The organism is Methylobacterium sp. PvR107, assembly GCF_017833295.1.
GTDB lineage: Bacteria > Pseudomonadota > Alphaproteobacteria > Rhizobiales > Beijerinckiaceae > Methylobacterium.
Genome location: NZ_JAFIBW010000001.1, coordinates 2,129,854 through 2,153,906 on the forward strand (window position 1 = coordinate 2,129,854; position 24,053 = coordinate 2,153,906).

Below are 24,053 nucleotides of genomic sequence, written 5' to 3' on the forward strand. Positions count from 1 at the left end.
CATGGCCACATTTCGCCGACGGCCGAGCATGCGGCCGGGCGGGAACTGATCGATGTATCCGGATACCGAGCTTCACATCGCGGGACGCTGGCGGGCGGGCGCAGACCGGGCGACCCTGGGGGTCCTGAACCCGGCGACCGGCGAGACGATCGGCAGCTGCGCCGTTGCCACCACGGGCGATCTCGACGAGGCTCTCGCGGCGGCCTCACGCGCCTTCCCGCTCTGGCGGAAGGTGGCGCCCTTCGAGCGCGCCAAGGTGATGCGCAAGGCCGCCGACCTCCTGCGCGCCCGGGTCGACGAGATAGCCCGCGTCATGACCCTGGAGCAGGGCAAACCGCTGGCCGAGTCGCGGGTCGAGACCCTGGCGGCGGCCGACATCATCGACTGGTTCGCCGAGGAAGGTAAGCGCGCCTACGGCCGCGTCATCCCGGGCCGCGCCGACGGCGTGCTGCAGGCGGTTGTTCGCGAGGCTGTCGGCCCGGTGGCCTGTTTCACGCCCTGGAACTTCCCGATCAACCAAGCAGTCCGGAAGATTTCGGCGGCGCTCTGCACCGGCTGCACGGTGATCCTGAAGGGTCCCGAGGACACCCCGGCGAGCTGCGCCGCGCTGGTCCGCGCCTTCCTGGATGCCGGCATCCCGGGCGACGCGCTCTCGCTGGTCTATGGCGACCCGGAGACGATCTCCGCCTACCTGATCCCGCACCCGGTGATCCGGAAAATCTCGTTCACCGGTTCCACGGTGATCGGCAAGAAACTCGCGGCGCTCGCGGGCGAACACATGAAGCGCGCCACGATGGAGCTCGGCGGCCACGCACCGGCCATCGTGTTCGGCGACGCCGACGTGGAGAAGGCCATCGCCGTCCTCGCGCCCTCCAAGTTCCGCAATGCCGGCCAGGTCTGCGTCTCGCCGACCCGTTTCCTCGTGCACGATTCCGTGTTCGACCGCTTCGTCGAAGGGTTCACCGACTTCGCCAAGACCCTGAAGGTCGGCGACGGCCTCGATCCCGATACCAAGATGGGCCCGCTGGTCCACGGGCGGCGCCTCGACGCCGTCACGGCGCTGGCAGCGGACGCCGAGTCGAGCGGCGCGACGCTGCGCGCTGGCGGTAAGCGGATCGGCAACCAGGGCAATTTCTTCGAGCCGACGGTCTTCACCGAGGTGCCGCTGACCGCCCGGATCATGAACGAGGAGCCCTTCGGCCCTCTGGCGATGATCAACCGGTTCTCCGACGACGACGAGGCGCTCACCGAGGCCAACCGCCTGCCCTACGGGCTCGCAGCCTACGCCTACACCCGCTCGGCGGAGCGGGCGGCCCGGGTGTCGAACATGGTCGAGAGCGGGATGATCTCGATCAACCACCACGGTCTTGCCCTTCCGGAGACGCCGTTCGGTGGCGTCAAGGACTCGGGCTACGGCAGCGAGGGCGGCCCTGAGGCACTGGATGCGTATCTGGTGACGAAGTTCGTCACGCAGGCCAATTTCTGATCGCGCGGCCGGCGGGTCTCACGGGACCGCCGGCCGGACGCATCAATAGTGAGGCGGCGGCGGCTCGGGTCCGCGCGGGCTGGCTCTTGCCGCCGCCTCCTCCACCTGCTCCCGCAGGGCCTCGATCTTCCGGGTGAGGCGGTCGATGATCTGCCACTGCGCGGTCACCGTCCGGTTCAGATCGTCGATCGTCGCCTCCTGCTCGGTGAGACGCATTTCCAGGCGGTCGATCCGGCTCGGGGCGTTCATGTCCGATCTCCAAGCGGGCCTGGTGGAAAGCCGATCACGGCCGCAAACCGACCGCGCGACTCCGTCCGCCCGCCTCTCCTAACCGAAGCGGCACCCGGGCAGCGATACCGAGCGTCGCGGGACCGGACGGCAATACACCACTGTTGGGCGAGCGAGCCAGGATGCAGGTCATGCAGCGCACTCGTGCACATGCCACTTCAGGTTGTTGTTCGGGAGAACTAGGGCCGCGAAATCAGTCCCTGAACCGCACATGCCTCGTCCACGCCCAAACAGAACATCCGTTTTAGCTTCGCCTGTTCTGTGAATTGTGACTTTTTAAACGTTCCTCTTTTAAAGGTTGTCAATCGAAGCGACAGAGCGGCCCGGGGCGACTGATGGCGATGTTTGGTATGCGCGCTGACGCGCTGGTGTCGGCCATCGACCGCACCATGAGCCGGGTCGAGTTCGATCTGGACGGCACGATCACGGATGCGAATCCCGCTTTCCTCCAGCTCGTCGGCTACACGCTGGAAGAGGTGCGTGGGCGTCACCACAGCCTCTTCGTCGCGGAGGCCGAGCGCGCCAAGCCCGACTATGCGACGTTCTGGGCGCGACTGGGCGCAGGACATCACGAGGCTCGGGAATTCGCCCGGGTGACCAAGTCCGGGCAAGTCATCTGGATCCGAGGCTCGTACAACCCGATCCTCGACCGCCGTGGCAAGGTCGCCAAAGTCGTGAAGCTCGCCACCGATGTCACCGAGGAGCGGGCGCGCAACGCGCTGTTCGCCGGACAGATCGCGGCGCTCGACCGGTCGCAGGCCGTGATCTGCTTCACGCTGGACGGCACCATCACGGATGCGAATGCGAATTTTCTGTCGACCTTGGGCTACACCCTTGAGGAGGTCCGCGGGCGCCATCACAGGATGTTCATGCCGCCGACCGAGGCGACCGGCACGGCGTACACGACGTTCTGGGCGAACCTCGCCGCCGGTCGTCATCAATCCGGCGAGTTTTGCCGGTTGGGCAAGGACGGCCGCGCCGTCTGGATCTTCGGCGCCTACAATCCGATCCTGGATGCGGCGGGCGTGCCCTGCGCCGTCGTCAAGTTCGCCACCGACATCACCCGGCAGGTCGAGGACCGGGAGCGCCGGGCCGCGGGTCAGCGCGCCATCGATGCGGACATCGCGGCGATCCGCGATTCGATGAGCCGCGTGGTCCATCAGGCCGACGAGACCTCGGCGGCCTCGAACCAGACCGCCCACAACGTCCAAGCCGTCGCCGCAGGCTCGGAGGAGTTCGCCGCCTCGATCGAGGAGCTGAGCCGTCACGCCCTGCTGGCGAAATCCTCGGTCGACAAGGTGGTCACACGCGCCGAGGAAGCCGGTGCGATCGTCGTCGGCCTGACCGGCGCCGCCGACCGGATCGGCGCCGCCGTGAACCTGATCCGCTCGATTGCCGACCAGACGAACCTGCTCGCGCTCAACGCGACGATCGAGGCTGCCCGGGCGGGCGCAGCGGGCAAGGGCTTTGCCGTCGTGGCTTCCGAGGTGAAGGCCCTCGCCGATCAGACGGCCCGCGCGACCGGGGAGATCGGCACCCAGATCACGGCCGTGCAGACGGAAACCGCCCGCGCGGTGGCTGCGATCGACGGGATCGGCACGACCATCGAGCAACTCAGCGAGATCTCGCTCAGCGTATCCTCCGCCGTCACCGAGCAGGCGGCGGTGACGCGCGATCTTACCGAGAACATGCAATCGGCTGCGCAGAGCGTCGAGATGGCACGCGCCGCCATGGCCGAGATCGCGGCATCCGCAGCGTCCGTGGATGCCTCGGTTCGCAAGGTCTCGGAGGCCGCGCGCGCCCTCGCCTAAGCCCGCGCCCGTCCGGCCGCACCACGCTTGACCCTAGGCGGCCCGCGCGGACGCCATATCGGCCACGGCGACCCGGTCGCGGCCGCCGTGCTTGGCGGCGTAGAGCGCCGCATCGGCCCGCAGCATCAGCGTCTCGAACCCGACGCCGTCGCGTGCCTGCGCGATCCCGATGCTGACGCTGACACGCAGGTCGGGCAGCTCGGGCACGAAGAGCTGCGCGAAGGTGTGGCGCAGCCCCTCAGCCCGGGCCAGCGCTTCGGCGGGGGAGACCTCCGGCAGGAAGCAGGCGAACTCCTCGCCGCCCAGGCGCCCCAGCAGCGCCCCCCGCGGCAGCAGAGAGCCGGCCATGGCGCAGAACCCCACTAGCACCGCGTCACCGACCGCGTGTCCGTGGACGTCGTTGACGGCCTTGAACCGGTCGAGATCGAACAGCAGGAGCGCCCCGTCCGGCTGGCGGGCCATCGCGGCCTCGGCGGCCTCCACGAAGGCCCGGCGGTTGCGCACCCCCGTGAGCGCGTCCGTGGACGCCGCGATGCGCTGCTTCCGCTCGGCCCGCTCCTTGACCAACGCCATGAAGGTGAAGGCGGAGGCGATCGAGAAGAGCAGGGTCACGAAGCACAGGATCGCCACCCAAGGCGATGCGAGCGGGTTCAGACCGGGCTGCGGCGGCGCCAGCAGGGTCGAGGGAATCCGCACGAGATAGAACATCGCGTGCAGTCCGAGGACGGCGGCCGCCGTGATCCGGGACGCCAAGCGCTCGTCACGGCCGCGCCAGATCTCGGCCGTCGCCGCACCGCAGTAGAACGTCGCCGCCGCGGAGGCGTACAGGATCCGCAGCACGATCGAATCGTAGAAGGCAGAGACGAAGCAGAGCCCGCACCAGACGAGCGCACCGGCCATGGCCCAGCCGACGCGCGGGCTCAAGCCCTCGAACGAGCGGACGCCGCTCCAGATCAAGCCGTAGGCAGCGAGGACAATCGCGTTCGCCACCCCGATCGAGACGAGATCGGGGATTTGCCCGCGCAGAGCCAATCCGGCCGAGCCGACCGCGCCAACGAGGTGCGCGGCACCCCAGAAGGCGAGCGACCGCGACTCGGGCGCCTGCCGCCACGACGCCAGGAACAACGTGCCGACCAGCAGGGTCGTCGCGGAACTGACGATCAGCAGGGTGGCAGGATCAAGCTGCACGGCCGTCCATCGATCTCCAACCAGACGCACGGCGGCGCTTGCCCCCGACCACGCGCCATCGGGCGCGCTGGAAGACGAATCGCCAGACATCAATATAAGTACAGCACCTTCATTTATATGACAATATACCTACCGACATCACGGATAGTGATTGGCCAGCAAGACGCAGCATGGCCAGCAGATAACCTTGCGCTTTCAGGCGAAGTCAGGGCGTGATGATGAGAGAGTCCCGTGCGGGCGGCCGTTCCAAGTCCGCCCGATGGGATGACTGACCATGCCATCTACGGTTGACGACGTCGGCATTGCCGCCTTCGCAGGCGGAGCGAAGCAAGCCAGTGGGGGCCACCATCATCACGATCGCGCTGCCCCAGATCACTTCGCTGTACGCGTGATGACGGGGCGGGATACGTCAACGGAACCATTCAACCGGAAATCGAATCAGGCGGCGTGGATCACCGGAACCGCCGGTGCCCCCTCCCATTCGGTGTTGGCCGGGATCGACTCGCCCTTCATCACGATGGTGAGGGGGCGCAGGCGCGCGAAGTCACCGACCTTCGTGTCGTAGAGCACCGTCGAGAAGGCGCCCACGGAGACGCCGCGTCCGACCACGACGCGGCCGATCTTCATGATCCGATCCTCGTAGAGATGGGTCTGAAGCGCCGAGACGCGGTTGATCGTGGCGTAGTCGCCGATCGTGACGCAATCGAATTCCGTGATGTCGGTGGTGAGCATGCACACGCCCTTGCCGACCTTCACGCCGAACAGGCGCAGCACCCAGGGCAGGAACGGCGTCCCCTGGAGATGCTCCAGCAGCACCTTGCCGGCGAGGCCCCAGTAGGCGACCGCGATGGCTTCGGTGCGCATCGCCCACCAGGACCACATCGGCTGCATGCCGGGCTTGTAGACGCCCATCAGCAGCCACTTCATGACGATGACGGCCGACGACTGGATCAGTGCGATGGCGACGCTCGCCGCGACGAAGCTGACGGCCAGCCCCGTCCAGTCCTTCTCCAGGATGGCGGGATAGAAGTACCAGTCGATCACGGTGATCGCGAGGGTGATGTAGAGCATCGGCGAGAACGAGGTCGCGAACGCCTCGAAGATGCCGCGCCGCACCTTCGGCCAGATCCCCGGCTCGTAGGTCTGCGCGGTCGAGCCGAGATCGACCTTCTGTCGAGCCGGAAGCCGGATCGGCGGCGAGCCGAACCAGGTTTCCCCCGGGCTCATGGCTCCGTTCTCGGGCGGCTTCGACTTGATGCCGATCAGCACGTCGTCCGGGATCACCGCGCCCGGCGGAACGACGGCATCGTTGCCGACGAACACGCGCGCTCCGGTGCGGGTCGGCTCCAGGTGCATCCAGCCGCGCCGGACCTCCTCCTCGCCGTACACCACCTCGTCGGCGATGAAGTTCTTCGCGCCGATTTCCGCGAGGTCGTAGCGCCCGGAGAGGTTGGTCGAGATCTCCGCGCCGTGGCCCATATTGGCGCCCATCAACCGGTACCAGGCCCGCATGTAGACCGTGGCGAACAGCGACGAGAGCGTCTCCAGCGTCACCTCGACGGCGAGGGCCAGCGACCATTTCCGCAGATAGAACAGGGAGTGGACCGAGTAGGTGCCGGAGCGCGTCCGCGGCAGCACGATCCAGCGGATGCCGGCGATCAGCAGCACGGTGCCGGCGGTCATCAGCATGGCGGTGGGCCACGTGAGGATCGGCAGGTACCAATGGTAGTCGATATCGGTGATGTCGGAGAGCGAGTCCGAGATCTGGTCGAAGATGAAGAAGGCCGGGAAGATCGGCAGCAGGCCCACGGCCGGGATCGCACCGAGCAGCACGACGTAGGCGGCCATGAAGCCGGCCCGACGCCTCCATGAGGCCTCGGAAGGCGCGGGCAGTTCGGCCGGATCGGCCATGCCGACCTTGCGGCCGGGCGACCCGTCCCAGCGCTCGGCGACGCCGACCCGCGTTCCGGCGGGGATGGTGGTGAGGTCCCCGATCTCGGCCTTCGGCCCGACCACCGTGTCGTGGCTGAGCACGCAGGAGGTCCCGACCGCCGCGTCGGCGCCGATCTCGACCCGGCCGATCACCAGCTCGTTGGCGACGATCTCGGCGTTGGCGATGACCAGCCGGCCGCCGAGCGAGGCTCCGTCGCCGATCGTCAGGAGGTCGGGCGCGCCGACCTCGATATCGGAGATCAGGGTGTCGCGGCCGATCTTGGCGCCCATCAGCCGAAGATAGATCGCGATGGCCGGAGAACCCTGCAGCCACTTCACGTGGACGAGCGGCGCGAGCCGCTGCGAGAGCCACCAGCGGTAATAATAGGCGCCCCAGAGCGGATACCGGCCGGGCTTGGTCTTTCCGAGGATCAGCCACTTGCCGGCGACCGCCGCCACGGCCGTGACGCCGTTGATCGCCACGTAGACGAGGAGCAGCACCCCGAGTTCGGCGAAGAAGCTGAGGCCGCCGCCGGTGAGCAGCAGATAGGTGACGAACATGCCGAGCCACTGCGCGGTCGCAAGCGCGATCACGAAGGGCAGGGCCACGAGTTGCGCGAGGCCGCACAGGGCCCGGCGCAGCAGCGGCGGCGGCTCGAAGCTCAGGTCGCGGATCGCTGCGGCCGCGCCCATCCCACCGGTCCGGGCGATCAGCGCATCGGCCATCGCCCGCATCGTGCGCAGGGCGTAGAGGTCCGGCAGGGTGATGCCAGCGAGGGCCGGCGTCTCGCGCACCGCCGAGACGAAGCGGGCGGCGAGCAAGGAGTGGCCGCCGAGGTCGGCGAAGAAGTCGCCTTCCAGCGGAATCGGCTGGTTGCCGAAGATCTGCTTGGCGGCGGCGACGAGGGCGGCCTCCGTCTCGTTCGCCGGGGGCTCCTGCTCGCCATCGGCCGAGACCACGGTGAGCGGAGCGACCTTCAATGCCTTGCGGTCGACCTTGCCGGAGGTCAGGCGCGGCAGCGTCTCGGTCACCTCGAAATGGCCGGGCACCATGTAAGGCGGCATCTGCCCGGCGAGAGTCCGGCGGAGGGCCGCGGTGTCGATGGCGCAGCCGCGCTCCGGGATCAGGAAGGCGACGAGACGATCGACGCCGTCATCCTGCCGCAGCACGACGGCGGCCTGATTGATCTCGGGCACGCTGCGGATCCGCGCCTCGATCTCACCGAGTTCGACGCGGAAGCCACGGATCTTGACCTGATCGTCGATGCGGCCGTGAAATACGATCCGGCCGGCGGCGTCGAGGGAGACCGCGTCGCCCGAGCGGTACAGCACCGGGTCGGTCCCGTTCGACGCGAAGGGGTTGGCGATGAACTTTTCCGCCGTCAGCTCGGGCCGCGCGAGGTAGCCGCAGGCGACACCGGGGCCGCCGATCAGCAGTTCGCCCTGCTGGTCGCGGCCGAGCAGGCTCAGATCCTCGCCCGCCACATACACGGAGTAGTTCGGGATCGGGCCGCCGATGGTGACCGGCTCACCGGCTCGCATCTCGGCGGCGGTCGCCACCACCGTGGCCTCGGTCGGCCCGTAGGTGTTGAACAGCTGGCGCGTGCCGGTGGCCCAGCGGGCGACCAGGGGCTCCGGCAGGGCCTCGCCGCCGAGCAGGACGAGGCGCACGGTCGGCAGGTCGCCCGAGATCATCGCCAGCAGGGTCGGCACGGTGTCGAGCACCGTGATCCGCTCCGCCTCCAGGATGCCCGGCAGCGATTCCACGTCGCCCATCATGGCGGGACTCGCCACGAACAGGGTCGCGCCCACAAGGTACGGGACCCAGATCTCCTCCATGGAGAGATCGAAGGCGACCGAGGCCCCCTGGAACACCACATCCTCGGCGCGCATCCCGTAGAGCGCGTTCCCCGAGCGCAGGAAGTGGCAGATGTTGGCGTGGCTGATGACGATGCCCTTCGGCACGCCGGTCGAGCCGGAGGTGTAGATCAGATAGGCAGGGTGCTCGGGGGTCAGGCCGGCGGCGCGGGCATCGGGGACCGGTGCCTCGGCGGGGGTCGCGGCGTCGAGATCGGCCGGCGTCAGGGCGGGTGCCGCGTCCGGTGCGGATGGCTTGAGCGCCGGAGAGACCACCAGCGCCTTGGCCGCCGCATCCGTCAGGCAGACCCCGACCCGGTCGGCCGGCGCCTCGGCGTCGAAGGGCAGCCATGCGGCGCCCGAGAGCGTGATGCCGATCTGCGCCACGAGCAGATCCGGGCCACGGGCCATCCACAGTCCGACCACGTCGCCGGGACCGATGCTCCGGTGGGCGAGGCCGGCCGCGATCCGGCCGGCGCGATCGACGACTTGGGCATAGGTCAGGTGCGGGTGAACGCCGCCCGCCTCGACGCGCGCGCCATCGATGAGGCACGGATGGTCTGGGCGGCTGCGGGCCGAGTCCAAAAAAATCTCGGCCAGCACCTCGTCGCGGATCAGATCTGGACGGTGCGCGCCGCGCAGGAAAGCGGCCCCCTCGCCGGGACGCTCGCGCTCCCCCGCGGCCAATCCAGGCCGGGTCTTCTCGGCGACGTCGCTCATCCGCTGCTCCGCTGGCCGCCCGACCGGGCCGGCACTTCCGTGGCAGCCGCCCTATAGCCTACCGATCATGCCGTTATCGAGGCGGCTTTGCACTGCGCCCGCGCACGGGATCAACCCCAGCGCCAGCGGTCAGGCTCGAGGACCAGAACTTCCCCCTGGCGAATGCCGAGCCGGGGCGCAGCGTAGATATCGAGGTGACCGAGTGCGACCAGGGCCGCGCGCGCCACCCCGCCATGGGCGACGACGACCGTGTCCCGCTGCAGGCTGCCGAGCATCGGGCCGACCCGCTCCACCAGCGCGGCATAGCTCTCGCCGCCTTGGCCCGGCGGCCGGTGATGCCAGCGATCGCGGTCGCGCCCGGCGGCGCCGGTCGGGTCGCGACGGCGGATCTCCGCCCAGGTCGAGCCCTCCCAATTGCCGAAACCGATCTCCCGCAGCCTCGGATCCGTATCGTATCCCTCGGCGCCGAGACCCAGCGTCGTGCGCAGGATCTCCATGGTCCGTCGGGTGCGCTTGAGCGGGCTCGCAACGAACTGCGCTTCGGCGAGCGTCGAGCCCGCCAGTTTGGCGAGGCGCTCCGCAGCCATGACGGCCTGCGCCTCCCCTTGTGCGTTCAGGTCGGTATCGCGACCGCCTTGGAGGCGTCCCTCGGCGTTCCAATCGGTCTGGCCGTGGCGGATGAAGTAGATCGTAACCAACCGTCTCACATCCCGTCCTGCGCAGGCGTTCGGAACGGCCAGGGGTGCCGACCGTTCTCGCCGTCGGTCGGCAACGTCCGGAAACAGGTCCTGCCCTATGTCGAAGAAGCACGGCAAGCATCATCGCGGCCAGAAGCGCGACCCTCGCATGACAGACGGGGAAGACCTGCACGGGACAGCCCCTGCGAAGCGCCCGTCGACGGCTCGTTGGGCCAGCACGCTCGACACAGCCGCCGAGACCAGCCCGGCCGCTCTGGGATCGCACCGGCAGGTCCCCATCCCCGCCGCAGCGGGCATCACGGTAGTCGAACCCGGCACACGGTTCGACCTCGGCGCGGTGGATCCCGACGCCGATGGCGGCCTCGACAAGGACTGGGCGAAGGAGGCCCTGGGCCAGGAGCGCGAGCGGATCATTGCGCTTCAGGAGCGCCTCTATGCCGAACGCGCCCGCAGTCTGCTGCTGGTGTTCCAGGCCATCGACACCGGCGGCAAGGACGGGACGATCCGGGCTGTTCTGAAAGGCGTGAACCCGCAAGGTTGCACCGTCGCCTCGTTCAAGGTGCCGTCGAGCGACGAGCGCGATCACGATTTCCTGTGGCGCTACCACGCCCGGACGCCGGGGCGCGGCATCATCGGCGTCTTCAACCGCAGCCACTACGAGGACGTGCTCGTGGTACGTGTGAAGGGCTTGGTGCCGGACGCGGTCTGGCAGAGCCGCTACGGCCAGATCAACGATTTCGAGCACCTGCTCACGGAATCGGGCACGACCATCCTGAAATTCTTCCTGCACATCTCCAAGGCGGAACAGAAGAAGCGGCTGGAGGCCCGGATCGCCGATCCGGAAAAGCACTGGAAGTTCGACCCCGCCGACCTCGTCGAGCGGAAATCCTGGGATGCCTATCAGCAGGCCTTCGCGGACGCGCTCTCGCGCTGCTCGACCCCCCGTGCCCCGTGGCTCGTGGTGCCGGCCAATCACAAATGGTTCCGCAACTACGTGATCGCCAAGACCGTGGCGGATACGCTGGAGGCGATGGATCCGCGATTCCCCGAGGCTCCCAAGGGGATCGCCGATTTGACCGTTCCGGATTGAAGCGGGAGGCACGGCATGCTGACGGTACGCGAGGTCGCGGTCTCGGGTTACCGCTCGCTGCGGCGGATCAGTTTCCCGGTCGACGATCTATCGGTCTTCGTCGGCGGCAACGGGACGGGCAAGACCAACCTCTACCGGGCTCTGGAACTACTGCAGGCCGCCGCCCTGGGCACGCTAACCCGTGCTCTCGCCGCGGAAGGCGGAATGGATTCGGTGCTCTGGGCCGGCCGGCGCCGACAGGGCGAGCCCGCCCGGCTCTGCCTGTCCGTCAGCCTGCGCGATGACGAGACGGGCCAGGTTTTCGCCTACGCGGTGGAGATCGGACTGGTGCCGCAGGCCGGCGCCGAGATCTACGGCGCAGCCTTCCGGCAGGAGCCGCAGGTGAAGGCCGAGCGTCTGAGCGTGCGGAATGGTGGCCGGACGGCCGTGATCCTCGATCGGGACGGCCGCAGCGGCTTCGTGCGCGACGCCGATGGGCGCAAGCAAAGCCTCGGGATCGACCTGCTCGCCACCGAGACCGCGCTCGGCAGCGCCCTGATCGCGACCGGCCAGCCGGAGATCGCCCTGGTGCGGCTGTCCATGACGGCGTGGCGATTCCACCACGGCTTCCGGACCGACGCCGATTCACCCCTGCGGCGGTCGTGCCTCGCGGTGACCACGCCGACCCTGGCCTCGGACGGCTCCGATCTCGCCGCAGTCTTCGCGACGCTCGCCCATATCCGCCAGGACACAACGGACCTCGATGACGCCATCGACGGCGCCTTTCCGGGGGCGCGCCTGATCATTCCGGAACCGGGGCGGGAGGCGAGCTTCGGCGTGACCTTCCCCGACTTCGCAAAGCGGATCTTCGACGCCTCGGAGTTGTCGGACGGAACCTTGCGCTTCCTCGCCCTGGCCGGTGCCCTGCTCGGCTACCGGCTGCCGCCGTTCATCGCCCTGAACGAGCCGGAGACCAGCTTGCATCCCGACCTGATGGAGCCGCTGGCCCGGCTGATCGCCCGGGCGGCGGAACGGACGCAGGTCTGGCTGGTCACCCATTCCGATCGCCTGGCTGATGCCATCGCGGCCTCCAGCGGTCCGCGTCCGCGGACCGTCCTCAAGCGCGACGGCGAGACCTGGATCGAGGGGCTGAGGCTCTCGGGTACGTTCGTCGAATCCGCCGAGGATTGATCCCGACGCTGGCCGAGCGGCGAAGCGGGGCCGACGGCTCCTAATCCTTGTCGAGGGTCAGGTCCGGCGCCTCGGGGTTCTTCATGCCGACGACATGGTAGCCGGCATCCACGTGCAGGATCTCGCCGGTCATGCCGGCGGCCATGTCGGAGACCAGATAGGCGGCGGTCTCACCGACCTCGCCGATGGTCACGGTCCGCCGGAGCGGGGCGTTGTACTCGTTCCACTTCAGGATGTAGCGGAAGTCGCCGATTCCCGAGGCCGCGAGCGTCTTGATCGGGCCCGCCGAGATCGCGTTGACCCGAATGTTCTTCGGGCCGAGATCGGCCGCTAGATACCGGACCGAGGCCTCGAGCGCCGCCTTGGCGACGCCCATGACGTTGTAGTGCGGCATCCATTTCTCGGCGCCGTAATAGGTCAGCGTCACGAGCGAGCCGCCCGGGCGCATGATCTTCTCGGCCCGTTGCGCCACCGCGGTGAAGGAGTAACACGAGACCAGGAGCGACTTGGTGAAGTTGTCTTCCGAGGTCTCGATGTAGCGGCCGGTCAGCTCGTCCTTGTCGGAGAAGGCGATGCAGTGGACCACGAAGTCGATGCCGTCGGGAAAGACCCTGGCCGCCTCCGCGAAGACGGCGTCGATCGTGGACGAATCGGTCACGTCGCAATGGCCGATGACGTGGGCGTCAAGTTCCTTGGCGAGCGGCTCGACCCGCTTGCGCAGGGCGTCGCCCTGATATGTGAAGGCGAGCTCGGCGCCGTGGGCGCGGGCGCTGCGGGCGATACCCCAGGCGATCGAGCGGTTGTTGGCGACCCCGAGGACGATGCCCCGCTTGCCCGCCAGAAGGCCCTGCCCGTGTTCCGCCATGATCGATCCCGAAGCCTCGCGGCACCTCGCGGCGCCGGGGCGCCTCCTTAGCGGAGGCGGCCCGGAGACGGAAGTCCGGGCTGCCTCCGTGCACTTTCAGGCCGGCGCCACTTTCTCAGGTCGCCTCGCTCAGGCCGCCTTGCTCAGGCCGCCTTGGCGGCACGGCGGCCGCGGGCGAACTCCATCAGGGCCGCGTCCTCATCCCGCGGCAGGACGATCGCTGTCGTGGCGAACAGGTCACCCTGCGTCCCGTCCTTCTTCGGCAGACCCTTGCCGCGCAGACGGAAGGTGCGGCCGGAACTGGTCATCGCCGGAATCTTCATCTCGACGGCGCCGGTGAGCGTCGGCACGCGGATCGTTCCCCCGAGAACGGCGTCCTCCAGCGGCACCTCGACGGTGGTCCGCAGATCGGCGCCCTCGACCGTGAAACCGGGATGGGGCCGAAGCTTGATGGTCAGCAGCGCATCGCCCGCTTCGCCGCGCGGGCCGCCGCTCTGGCCGAGGCCGCGGAGCCGGATGGTCTGGCCATCGACCACGCCGCGCGGGATGACGACGTCGACCTCGCGTCCGGTGGGCAGATACAGGCGCAGCTTCTCCTCGCTGGCAACCTGCTCCAGCGTCACCGACAGCTCGGCGGCCACGTCGTCGCCCTTGGCGGCCTGCCGCGCGCCGGGGCCGGCTCCGCCCGCACGGAACGCTTCGCCGAAAATGTGCGAGAAGATATCCTCGCCCATCCCGCCACCCATGCCACCCTGCCGGCCGCGGGCCATGTTCTCGAAATCGAACCCGCCCCCCCGGCCACCCCCGAAGCCCTCGAAGCCGGTCGCGCGCGGCTTGCCCTCGGCGTCGATCTCGCCGCGGTCGAACTGCTTGCGCTTCTCGGCGTCGCCCAGGATTTCGTAGGCGGAATTCGCCTCGGCGAACCGGTCCTTCGCCTTCACGTCGTTCTTGTTGCGGTCGGGGTGGAAGTCCTTGGCGAGCTTGCGATAGGCCTTCTTGATCTCGGCCTCGCTCGCCCCCTTGGCCACGCCCAGCACGTCATAGGGATTGCGCATGGAACTCTTGGCTGTGCGGTGTGGGGTCTCGACCCCGATGTGGGAAGGATGTTGCATCCCTGCAACGGTCCTACTGCCGAAAGTCTGCGGGTTCGAGCGTGGCGTCAAGCGGCGGCTCTCGCCCCCTCGGGCGGCGGAGCATACTTGTGCCGTCGGCCGGTTGCGCGCTCCCCGCGCCGCCCGTCGCCGACCTTGAACCGTGACAGACCGGAGACCCGATGCAATACGCCTGCGATCACGTCCATCTGCGCAGCCGCGACGCCGTCAAGGCCGGGGCGTTCTACGTTGAGATTTTCGGAGCTCGAGAGGTGAAGCGCGTCGGCGACGACCCGGTGCAGCGCGTCGTCCTGGATCTTGGCGGGCTCACCGTGTTCATCGAGCAGGCGCCGGCCGAGACGACGCCCGCGGCACCGGCTCCCTGCCTAGGCCTCGAGCATATCGGATTGCGGGTCGCCGATATCGAGGCAGCGATGGCCGATCTCACCGCCCGGGGTGTGCCGGTCCGAACCGGCATAACCCAGCGCGCCCCCGACCTCCGGATCGCCTTCCTGGAAGGTCCGGACGGCACGCTGATCGAGATCCTGGAGCGCAAGGCCGCCTGATTCGCGGGTTCGCCCACCGTGCGCGACGATCACCCCGGCGTTGCCGCGCCCGATCTACGGGAGTGACGTGGTGATGGCATCTGTCCCGGGGCTTGCCGCACCGGTCTGCATGCCGGTCATCGACTGAACGGAAACGACCCCGCCGCTGGGCGGGTCGGGCTACTCGGCGGGGGCCGCAATTCGTGCGGTCCGGTCGAAATTCTCCGTTCCGTACACGCCACCGAGGACGGCCTCGCAATGCAGCCGCACACGGGCATGGCACTCGCAGGCGGCCGCCGAGACCGCACGCCGGTCGAGGATGGTGATCCGCCCGCGGCCAACTAGAATGAGCCCCTGGTCCTGAAGCATACGCAGGATCCGCGTCAGATAGGTGCGCTGGACGCCGAGCATCGAGGCCAGCAGTTCGTGTGTGATCGGCAGCGTGTCGTCCTGAATCCGTTCCTGGAGCGTCATGAGCCAGCGGAGACAGCGTTGCTCGATGGGGTGCAAGGCGTTGCAGGCAGCGGTCTGAAGCAGTTGAGCCAGCAGGCAATCGGCGTAGCGCGCGAGAAGGTCTCGCAGCGAGGCGGACCGTCGGACGGCCTCTTGGAGCCGTTCCACCTCGAGGCGCAGCATTCGCCCGCCCATATGCACCAGCGCGTTGGCGGATGCCGGCAAGCGCCCCTGACTCACGATTCCGCCGACGGCGCCCTCATGTCCGATGGTGGCGGTCTCGGCAGTCCGCCCGTCTCGCGTGACGACGACCAGCGCCACAACGGCATGGTTGCAGGGGAACGTGATGTGCGTGACGTCCTCGCCCGCCTCGAAGATCGTCTCGCCCTTGGCGTGGGCAATCGGCTCCAGATCAGGGGCGATCAGCGCGCGGTCTGAGGGGGGAAGCGCATCGAGAAGCAGGTTGCCCGTAGGGAGGGCAATGTCGATTGGCATCGCGAACGGAGGAGTGCGGGACAGGAGGCCTCCGACAGGCTCCTCACGGACCCGCCCGCCGGCGGCCGGACCCGACACGCATACTGCGTGACCGGCACCCCTGAACTAACCTAGGTTGCTTTCCATGACACACTTCTACTTATCGGTGCAGAGCCCCTGCTCCGAGAGCCGCTTGTGCTCGCGTGGATCGCAGTCCGTCGACAGGAAGGATGCCCAGTCAGAAGGTGTGCCGTAAAACGCGTTGCGGTCGACATCACCCCTCACGCCCGGTACGCGGCCTGTAGATGTGAACTGCCAGAGCATCCACTTACGGTTGACGAATCGCTGCTCCGGCTCGGCGGCCGTCGAGCGCAACCAGTGCGGGTAGTCCGGCAATTCGCCTTCCAGAACGTCCTTATGGAAGGTGATGTCGGTGTAGATGATCGGGCGCTTGCCGGTGTAGCGCTCCATCTCCTCCAGCATCTCGGCGACCATCGCCAGGGCCTGCGCCTTCGGCAGCTTCTTCGGGCAGGTCTGCGAGTGCCCGTTCCACTCGACGTCGAGCACCGGCGGGAGCGCGCTCGGATCGTTGGGGACGTTCCTCTTGAACCAGTCCATCTGCTCCTTGGCGGAGCGGCACCAGAAGACGAAGTGGTAGGCCCCCCGAGGGACGCCCGCCCGCGCCGCACCGTCCCAGTTGGTCCGGAAGCGCTCGTCGACGTGGTCGCCGCCCTCCGTCGCCTTGATGAAGGCGAACTGGGTGCCGGCCGCCCGAACCGAGGCCCAGTCGACGTTGCCCTGCCATTTGGAGATGTCGATGCCCTGGATCGGGTGAAGCTTGGCCTTGGCCACGCCGGGATGCGGCTTCGCGTCCCCCTTGGTCGGGTAGAAGTCGGAATTCGAGGCACAGGCCGCGAGACCCGCCAGGGTCGCCGCCGCGGCGAACCGCGCGGCGAGTCGCCGCGCGGCGCCCAAGCGGCTGCTCAGGCCCCGGCCCAGATCCTCGGAAAGCGATCGCGAAAGCATGGAGATCCGCGTCATCAGTGCTCAGCCCGCCACCGAAAGAGCGCCACAGACAGGCGTATTCGATGGCCCCGGCGCGGTTAACGGAGCTTTGCGATCATTGCGGCGGAATTCCGAGATGCGTTGCGCTGCCGCGACATACGCGGGGCATCCCCGGCTGTTGCACAGGATGACATCCGGCTAAGTGCCGGTCCCGAAACATAAGTCTGGTCACACCGCCGTGAGCAAGCAACTGTTTACCATAGGCTATGAAGGCCTCGATTCGGAGCGGCTCGGCAGCGTGCTGCGGGCAGCCGGAATCGCCACACTCGCCGATGTCCGAGCGGTCGCGAATTCGCGCAAGCGTGGTTTCTCGAAAGGGGCGCTCAGCGCCTCCCTCCAGGAGGCGGGCCTCGGCTACGCGCACCTGCGCAGCCTGGGAACGCCGAAATCCGGGCGGCAGGCGGCAAGAGCCGGTGACGCGGCGCTGATGCGGCAGATCTACTGCGAGGAGGTACTCGACACGGCCGACGGACAGGCGGCGCTCGACGACCTGGCCCGGATGGCCGAAGCCGCGCCGATCTGCCTGCTCTGTTTCGAGCGGGATCCGGCCCTTTGCCACCGGCGCGTGCTGGCGGAACGCCTCGCGACCAGAGGCTTCACCGTCAGCGATCTCTATGGCTGAACAGGCCGGCTCACGCGCCGAGCAACGGTTGCATGCGCGCACTCAGCGCCCCGGCGAGCCGCCGGACCGGGTGGAGCGCGGCGCTCAGACGCTTCGAAGACGCCCGACCCGGCGGCCGGGGCCGCCGGCGGTCCGGATCGGCCACGGGTTCGACCGGCATGTAGAGTGCGTCGAAGAAGGAGAGTTCCAAGAGCGTCGCGCCGTCATCGTCGCCAATCACCATGGTGGCGTCCAGAAGGCGCGGATCGCCGCCGTGCTGGCGCATCAGGCGCTGGACGATCGTGCGCGCGACCGATCGGGCGGCATCGATGTCGTCGACCGACTGGGCCGCCGACGCCGGCAGCGAGGTGCCGCCGAGGCGGATGGTGAAGTGGGCGCGGATCATGAAGCGCTTCTCGTAAGTCGGCTGCGTGCGTCAGGCGGCCTGGGCGTCGTCGACGGATTCCACCTTCTCGGCGACCGATTTCGGATCGAACGCATCGGCCAGCAGGGTGAGGCGTCGCGCCATGTCCCGCACCTCGTTCAGCGCGATCGACTTCTGGCCCTCCTTCACCGCGCGCGTGATGTCGCTGACCTGCGTGGTGGCGATCCGCTTCAGTTCGTCGGCGAGTTGCTGGCTGGTCATCATCGCATCCGGACCCGGGATCGGTGGGAGCGGCGACCGTGGAGCGCCCGCGCTTACCAAGGGGTTTCGCCGGCCCGGAACACCTGTGGACAAGGTGGGGACTCGCGCCGGATCAGTCCTGGAGGTGTCGCGCGGCGATGATCGAGGCGGCCGTGCGATTCTCGACGCCGAGCTTGGCGTAGATGCCCTCGAGGTGCTTCGTCACCGTCCGATGGCTGAGACCCAGGATCTCGCCGATATCGCGGCTCGACTTGCCCCGGGACAGCCAGAGGAGAACCTCGGCCTCACGGCCGGTGACGGGGAGCTTCGCGCGCAGCCGCTCGATTCCGGAGGCCGGCTCCTCCCGGGACAGGCGGAGCAGGATCTCGTCCGGGGTGCCTCCGATGAAGCTCAAGGCGTAGGCCGTGCCGTCGGGATCGGTCAGGGTCAGGGCTGTGCCGACGGCCCCGGCCAGATGCGCGCCCAACCAGTCGCGGGCGCGCGCCGGCAATTCGAGAGTGCCCGAGTGATGCGCGCCAAGGCCGCTCAGAAGCCGGCCGGCCTGTGGCGTCGACCACAGCACCCGCCCCTGCGCCGAGACCGCGAACAGGGTCCGGCCGGCGGTGTCGAGGGCGGCCCGCGCACTCTGCGCGGCGCGGGCGCTCGCGAGATGCACGCGGATCCGGGCCAGGATCTCGTCGGGGGCGATCGGCTTGGTGACGTAGTCGATCCCGCCGGCGGAGAGGCCCTTCACGATGTGCTCGGTCTCGCTGAGCCCGGTCATGAAGATCACCGGCACGCCGGCGAGCTGCGGCTTGGCCTTGAGCCGGCGGCAGGTCTCAAATCCGTCGAGGCCCGGCATCACCGCGTCGAGCAGGATCACGTCGGGCGTGATCTCGTCCACCAGGGCCAGGGCAAGATCGCCGCCAACCGCGACCAGTACGGTCGCGCCGGAGCGCTGGATCGCCTCGGTGAGGAAGCTCAGCGTGTCGGGCGAATCGTCGACCACCAGCACGAGATCCCGCTGCGACTGGACGGGCGGCGCCTCAGCCATGGCGCGCGAACTCCTGCAGGACCGAGAGATAGCGGCGCAGGTCGTATCCCTCGACCAGCCCGCGCATCCGGGCGACGAACGCGGGCGGCACGGTCGTGTCAGCCTCCATCTGGATCAGCTTGGCCTCGATGGCCCGGATATGCCCGATCCGGCCGAGCCGCAGGAGCTCGCCGATATGCTCGGGCCCGGGCCCGGGGATGTCGGCGGCCGCCGGCGCAGGCGCGTGCCGGGGCGCGCCGCCAGTCTCGGTCCATTCGAGATGCAGGAGCTTGCCGATCCGCTCCAGGACGTCGCGCAGGTCGAAGGGCTTCGCGAAGATCGCGTCGTGGGGGGCGTCGTCGCCGCGAGTCGGGCTGATCTCGTGGACATTGGCGGACATCATGGCGATCGGGCCGGCATGCCCGGCCTGCCGCAAGGCCGCCGCCGCAGCCCAGCCGCTCATCCCGGGCATCGCGATATCGAGGAGGATCAGGTCGACGCCGCCCTGCGCGACCATCGCGAGGCACTCGGCTCCCGACCCGGCCTCGCGCACGGAGATGCCCTGCGGCTCCAGGATCGCCCGCATCAGGGCACGGTGGGCGCTGTCGTCGTCGGCCACCAGGACGGTGCGGCGCGCGCCCGCATAGACCCGCTCCGGGGCCGCCACCGGCGCGGGCGCCGTGATCGGCGCCGGCTGGGCCACGGAGGCCAGCATCAGGCGTAGCCGCGCCTGCGTGCCGCCGCCCGGAGCGGCCGTCACGGTAATCTCGCCGCCAAGCAGCTGCGCCAGCAGGTTGGCGATGGTCAGACCGAGCCCCGTCCCCGGGGTGCTGCGGGCGGCGGGAGTCGAGCCGCGCTCGAACGGCTCGAAGATCCGCGCCAGATCCGCATCCGGGATACCCGGGCCGGTATCGCGGATCGTGAACACCGCGATCTGGCTCCGGTAGCTCAGGTCCAGCGACACGGTTCCGGATTCCGTGAACTTGATGGCGTTCGACAGCAGGTTGAGCAGCACCTGACGCAGGCGCTTCTCGTCGGTGGCGACCACCGCGGGCAGGATCTCGGGCCTTGAGAACCGGAACTCAAGTCCGGCCTCTCGGGCCTGGAGCCGCACCATGTCGACCAGCTGGTCGAGGAAGTCGGTCAGCCGGATTTCGTCGCGGTGAATCTGGAGGCGCCCGGCCTCCATGCGCGAGATGTCGAGGAGCCCGTCGATCAGGCCGGACAGGTGCTGGGCGCTGCGCCGGATCACCCGCAGGCCGTTGACGCGATGCGCCGGGATCGCGGGATCGGATTCGAGGAGCTGGGCGTAGCCGAGCACGGTGGAGAGCGGCGTGCGCAGCTCGTGGCTGATGCCCACCACATAGCGGCTCTTGGCCTGGTTGGCGGCCTCGGCCCGTTCTTTGGCGTCCTGCAGCTTGGCATCGGTGATCTTATGGGCCGCGATTTCGGCTTGGTAGAGGGCGGTCTGGCGCATCGTCTCGGCCTGGGCGACGCGCCGGCTCTCCTGGGCGAGCACGAACAGCCACGCCACGACGCCGAGGATCACCACCAAGGTGAAGAACACGCTGGTGAGCGCGGTGCGCAGGAATTCGCGGTTTTCCGGATGTCCGATCGTCGCGCCCGCATGCACGATGCCGAGGATCAGGCCGATCACCGCGCAGAGCGTCAGCATCACCGCGAGGTAGCGGCCGAGCGGCGCGCCGATCCAGGCGGCAGTGCGGCCCGGAAGGATCCGAGCCACGGCGGCCTGCGCCTGCACCTCCAGACGGCCATGGGGCTTGCACAGGTCGCCGCAGCGAGCGTCGAGCGAGCAGCAGAGGGAGCAGATCGGCGCATCGTAGGCCGGGCAATGGGCCATGTCCTCGCCCTCGAAGGGCAGCTCGCAAACCCGGCAGACCACCTCGGCCGAACCCCAATCCAGCTTCGGGGTCCGGGCGAGATACCAGCGCCCGGCGGTGGCCCAGGCGATCGCCGGGGCGGCGCAGAACGCGATCGCCAGGGTCAGCAGCGGCGCGAAGGGCTGCAGGGTCGCGCCAAGCCAGCCGACATAGGCCGCGCCCCCGGCCGCGAGGGCCAGCGCCATCGCGCCAGTGCCGACCGGGTTCACGGCGTAGAGATGGGCGCGCTTGAACTCGATGCCCGGCGGCGAGAGGCCCAGCGGCTTGTTGATGGCGAGATCCGCCGCGAGCGCCCCGACCCAGGCCGAGACCACGGAGGCGTAGAGCGGCAGGGTACTCTCGATGGTCTTGTCGATGCCGAGCTCCATCAGGAGCACCGCGATGGCGACGTTGAACACCAGCCAGACCACCCGTCCCGGATGACTGTGGGTCAGCCGCGAGAAGAAGTTCGACCACGCGATCGAGCCGGCATAGGCGTTGGTGAGGTTGATCTTGAGCTGCGAAACGAGGACGAACAGCCCGGTGAGCAGCAAGGCCGCCCGGCTTCCCTCCCCCGTGAGGTAGCCGAACGCCACCGCGTACATGCGGGTCGGCTCGGCGGCGTGCTCGGGCGGCACACCGTGCCCGAGCGCCAGCACCGTGAGGGCGGCGCCGAGCAGGATCTTGAGCATCCCGGGCAGGATCCAGCCGGCGCCCCCCGACAGGACGGCGAGCCACCAGCGGCGGTCGCGCGGCCCCGAAGGCTCCGGCACGAAGCGCAGGAAGTCGACCTGCTCGCCCACCTGGGCCAGCAGCGCCAGGAGGACGCCCGTGGCGAGCCCGAACCGGGCGAGATCGAAGCCCGCCCCGCCGCCGTCGAGGCCGGGGAAGTTAGTGAGCGCCCGCAGCGGTCCCGCACCCTGTGCCGCCACGAAGATCAACGGCAGCAGACTCAAGGCGATCCAGATCGGCTGCGTCCAGATCTGGAACCGGCTGATCAGGCGGATCCCGTAGATGACGAGGGGAATCACCGCCCCGGCACAGAGCAGATAGCCGATCCCGAGCGGCAGCTCGAAGCAGAGCTGCAGCGCCAGCGCCATGATCGCCGCCTCGATGGCGAAGAACAGGAAGGTGAAGCTCGCGTAGATCAGCGACGTCACGGTCGAGCCGAGATAGCCGAAGCCGGCGCCGCGGGTCAGGAGGTCCATGTCGACCCCGTACCGGGCGGCGTAGACGGTGATCGGAGCCGCAGTGGCGAAGATGATCAGGCCGACGACCAGCACGGCCGCCGCCGTGTTCGGAAACCCCGCGGTGAGCGCCAGCGTGCCGCCGATCGCTTCCAGGGCCAGGAACGAGATCGAGCCGAGGGCGGTCTGCGCCACCTCGAGGCTTGACCAGCGCCGCGCCTTCTTGGCGGTGAAGCGGAGGGCGTAATCCTCCAGCGTCTCGTCGGCGACGAAGCGGTTGTAGTCCCGGCGGATGGGAATGATGCGCTGCGGACCGCTCATCGGGCTTCGGACGGAAAGATCCGGCCGCCGCGCCCGGTCGGACGCGCGCACGGGCGGCCGCGCGACGCGCGCGCAAGACCGGGCACCGGAGCGGTGCTCTCGCTACTCGCGCCCCCGGTCACCCCGACCTCAAAGCATTGCGCCGCCATGGTGCAGCGCATGCAAGACCACGGCCATACGCAAAATCGCGTATAGGCGGCACCGCGAACCAGGACCTAGCCTGCGCTCGTCGATCCGGGCCGCCTCTCAAGGCCCGGACGCGAACAGGGTCAGGCACATGGCAGACGACACCGAGACCGGCGCCGATCACGGCTTGCGCTCCCCGCTGCGGCGCAGACTGCTCATGGGGCTGGCCGGCGCCCCGGCGCTGGCACTGATGCCGCGGACCGCCTGGGCCGCGCCGCCGACCGCTTCAGTCAACACCACCGGTCTCGCTGTGACCGACACCGAGGTGACAGTCGGCATCCTGCACTCGATCACCGGCACCATGGCGATCTCCGAGACGGGTGCGCAGGAGGCGGAAAAACTTGCGATCGCCCAGATCAACGAGGCCGGCGGCGTGCTCGGCCGCAAGATCAAGATCATCCAGGAGGACGGCGCCTCCGACTGGCCGACCTTCGCCGAGAAGGCCAAGAAGCTGCTCGTCAACGACCATTGCGCCGCCGTGATGGGCTGCTGGACCTCAGCCTCGCGCAAGGCGGTGCTGCCGGTCTTCGAGCAGTACAACGGCCTGCTCTACTACCCGACCTTCTACGAGGGCCTGGAGCAGTCGAAGAACGTCTTCTACACCGGCCAGGAGGCCACGCAGCAGATCCTCGCCGGCCTCGACTGGGTCCACAAGGAGAAGGGCGGCGACAGCTTCTACTTCATCGGCTCCGACTATATCTGGCCGCGAACCTCCAACAAGATCGCCCGCAAGCACGTCGAGAACGTGCTCAAGGGGAAGGTGGTCGGCGAGGAGTACTTCCCCCTCGGCCACACGCAGTTCAATTCGGTCATCAACAAGATCAAGCTCACCAAGCCCAAGGTGATCTTCGCCGACGTGGTCGGCGGCTCGAACGTGGCGTTCTACAAGCAGCTCAAGGCGGCGGGCATCGACCTGTCGAAACAGGTGCTGATGACCATCTCGGTCACCGAGGACGAGATCGACGGAATCGGCGGCGAGAACATCGCCGGGGCCTACGCCTGCATGAAGTACTTCGAGTCGATCCAGAACGAGAACAACAAGGCGTTCGTCGCCGCGTTCAAGAAGATGTGGGGCGAGAAGACGGTCATCGGCGACGTGACGCAGGCGGCCTATCTCGGCCCGTTCCTGTGGAAGATGGCCTGCGAGAAGGCCGGCTCGTTCGACGTCGACAAGGTCGTGGCGGCCTCGCCGGGTCTCGAGTTCAAGGGCGCGCCGGAAGGCTATGTGAAGATCGACGAGAACCATCACCTCTGGTCGAAGACCCGGGTCGGCAAGGCGAAGCCGGATGGCCAGTTCGAGATCGTCTACACCAGCCCGGAGCTGATCAAGCCGGATCCGTTCCCGAAGGGCTACCAGTAAGCGCACGGTTCTCCCCTCCCTCCTCTGCGGGGGAGGGTGGCCCGCGAAGGGGGTCGGAGAGGGGAGCGACGGTGCAGAAGAAGGCTTTGGCCTTCAAGCCGCTCGCGCCCCTTTCTGAACCCGGGTT

The 24,053-nt window shown here is 68.6% G+C and carries 19 protein-coding genes; 7 read left to right on the plus strand and 12 right to left on the minus strand.

Annotated elements, in window-relative coordinates:
• Positions 1-52 precede the first annotated feature (52 nt).
• Positions 53-1,486 carry an NAD-dependent succinate-semialdehyde dehydrogenase gene (locus JOE48_RS10010; protein ID WP_210029524.1) on the plus strand — a complete coding sequence of 478 codons (1,434 nt, stop codon included), beginning with the start codon at positions 53-55 and terminating at the stop codon, positions 1,484-1,486.
• 42 nt (positions 1,487-1,528) lie between these two features.
• Here the strand turns inward: JOE48_RS10010 and JOE48_RS10015 are convergent, their stop codons facing one another.
• Positions 1,529-1,735 (minus strand): SlyX family protein, encoded by a 207-nt coding sequence (locus tag JOE48_RS10015; protein ID WP_210029526.1) that lies wholly within the window; start codon positions 1,733-1,735, stop codon positions 1,529-1,531.
• A gap of 374 nt (positions 1,736-2,109) precedes the next feature.
• Here JOE48_RS10015 and JOE48_RS10020 point away from each other — a divergent pair, with 374 nt between their 5' ends.
• Positions 2,110-3,585: a PAS domain S-box protein gene (locus JOE48_RS10020; protein ID WP_210029528.1), complete on the plus strand. Its 1,476-nt coding sequence runs from the start codon at positions 2,110-2,112 to the stop codon at positions 3,583-3,585.
• A gap of 33 nt (positions 3,586-3,618) precedes the next feature.
• On the opposite strand, the gene JOE48_RS10025 is transcribed toward JOE48_RS10020, so the two are convergent.
• From JOE48_RS10025 to JOE48_RS10035, 3 genes are all read right to left on the minus strand, one after another.
• Positions 3,619-4,773, minus strand: a complete 1,155-nt coding sequence (locus JOE48_RS10025; RefSeq protein WP_210029530.1) for a sensor domain-containing diguanylate cyclase — start codon at positions 4,771-4,773, stop codon at positions 3,619-3,621.
• 438 nt (positions 4,774-5,211) lie between these two features.
• On the minus strand, positions 5,212-9,282 hold the full coding sequence (locus JOE48_RS10030; protein ID WP_210029532.1) for a Pls/PosA family non-ribosomal peptide synthetase: 4,071 nt from the start codon (positions 9,280-9,282) through the stop codon (positions 5,212-5,214).
• 110 nt (positions 9,283-9,392) lie between these two features.
• On the minus strand, positions 9,393-9,980 hold the full coding sequence (locus JOE48_RS10035; protein ID WP_210035677.1) for a histidine phosphatase family protein: 588 nt from the start codon (positions 9,978-9,980) through the stop codon (positions 9,393-9,395).
• A 97-nt stretch (positions 9,981-10,077) separates the two neighbouring features.
• Between JOE48_RS10035 and JOE48_RS10040 the strand changes: the two genes are divergently transcribed.
• Both JOE48_RS10040 and JOE48_RS10045 read left to right on the plus strand, forming a co-directional pair.
• A complete protein-coding gene (locus JOE48_RS10040) occupies positions 10,078-11,070 on the plus strand; it encodes a polyphosphate kinase 2 family protein (protein ID WP_210029534.1) in 993 nt (330 codons plus the stop codon).
• Positions 11,071-11,085: 15 nt separating this feature from the next.
• Positions 11,086-12,240: an AAA family ATPase gene (locus JOE48_RS10045; protein ID WP_210029535.1), complete on the plus strand. Its 1,155-nt coding sequence runs from the start codon at positions 11,086-11,088 to the stop codon at positions 12,238-12,240.
• A 40-nt stretch (positions 12,241-12,280) separates the two neighbouring features.
• Here JOE48_RS10045 and fabI read toward each other — a convergent pair whose 3' ends face one another.
• Together fabI and JOE48_RS10055 are read right to left on the minus strand one after the other, a co-directional pair.
• A complete protein-coding gene (gene fabI / locus JOE48_RS10050) occupies positions 12,281-13,105 on the minus strand; it encodes an enoyl-ACP reductase FabI (RefSeq protein WP_210029536.1) in 825 nt (274 codons plus the stop codon).
• A gap of 143 nt (positions 13,106-13,248) precedes the next feature.
• Entirely contained in the window at positions 13,249-14,160 is a 912-nt protein-coding gene (locus JOE48_RS10055; RefSeq protein WP_210029537.1) for a DnaJ C-terminal domain-containing protein, read from the minus strand.
• Positions 14,161-14,378: 218 nt separating this feature from the next.
• Here JOE48_RS10055 and JOE48_RS10060 point away from each other — a divergent pair, with 218 nt between their 5' ends.
• Entirely contained in the window at positions 14,379-14,762 is a 384-nt protein-coding gene (locus JOE48_RS10060) for a VOC family protein (RefSeq protein ID WP_210029538.1), read from the plus strand.
• 159 nt (positions 14,763-14,921) lie between these two features.
• Here the strand turns inward: JOE48_RS10060 and JOE48_RS10065 are convergent, their stop codons facing one another.
• A complete protein-coding gene (locus JOE48_RS10065; protein ID WP_210029540.1) occupies positions 14,922-15,689 on the minus strand; it encodes a Crp/Fnr family transcriptional regulator in 768 nt (255 codons plus the stop codon).
• 135 nt (positions 15,690-15,824) lie between these two features.
• A complete protein-coding gene (locus JOE48_RS10070) occupies positions 15,825-16,709 on the minus strand; it encodes a GH25 family lysozyme (protein ID WP_210029542.1) in 885 nt (294 codons plus the stop codon).
• A 202-nt stretch (positions 16,710-16,911) separates the two neighbouring features.
• Between JOE48_RS10070 and JOE48_RS10075 the strand changes: the two genes are divergently transcribed.
• Positions 16,912-17,355, plus strand: a complete 444-nt coding sequence (locus tag JOE48_RS10075) for a DUF488 family protein (protein WP_210035678.1) — start codon at positions 16,912-16,914, stop codon at positions 17,353-17,355.
• A gap of 10 nt (positions 17,356-17,365) precedes the next feature.
• Here the strand turns inward: JOE48_RS10075 and JOE48_RS10080 are convergent, their stop codons facing one another.
• The 4 genes from JOE48_RS10080 to JOE48_RS10095 all read right to left on the minus strand — a co-directional run bounded on the left by JOE48_RS10080 (position 17,366) and on the right by JOE48_RS10095 (position 22,380).
• Entirely contained in the window at positions 17,366-17,740 is a 375-nt protein-coding gene (locus JOE48_RS10080; protein ID WP_210029544.1) for a DUF6894 family protein, read from the minus strand.
• Positions 17,741-17,770: 30 nt separating this feature from the next.
• On the minus strand, positions 17,771-17,983 hold the full coding sequence (locus JOE48_RS10085; protein WP_210029546.1) for a hypothetical protein: 213 nt from the start codon (positions 17,981-17,983) through the stop codon (positions 17,771-17,773).
• Positions 17,984-18,092: 109 nt separating this feature from the next.
• Positions 18,093-19,013: a DNA-binding response regulator gene (locus JOE48_RS10090; protein WP_210029548.1), complete on the minus strand. Its 921-nt coding sequence runs from the start codon at positions 19,011-19,013 to the stop codon at positions 18,093-18,095.
• Complete coding sequence (locus JOE48_RS10095; protein ID WP_210029550.1) at positions 19,006-22,380, minus strand: ATP-binding protein; 3,375 nt, start codon at positions 22,378-22,380, stop codon at positions 19,006-19,008. Before JOE48_RS10095 ends, JOE48_RS10090 begins: the two co-directional genes overlap by 8 nt.
• Before the next feature lie 277 nt (positions 22,381-22,657).
• Here JOE48_RS10095 and urtA point away from each other — a divergent pair, with 277 nt between their 5' ends.
• Positions 22,658-23,926, plus strand: coding sequence for an urea ABC transporter substrate-binding protein (gene urtA / locus JOE48_RS10100; RefSeq protein ID WP_210029552.1), 1,269 nt, complete (start codon positions 22,658-22,660; stop codon positions 23,924-23,926).
• The last annotated feature ends 127 nt before the right edge of the window (positions 23,927-24,053 follow it).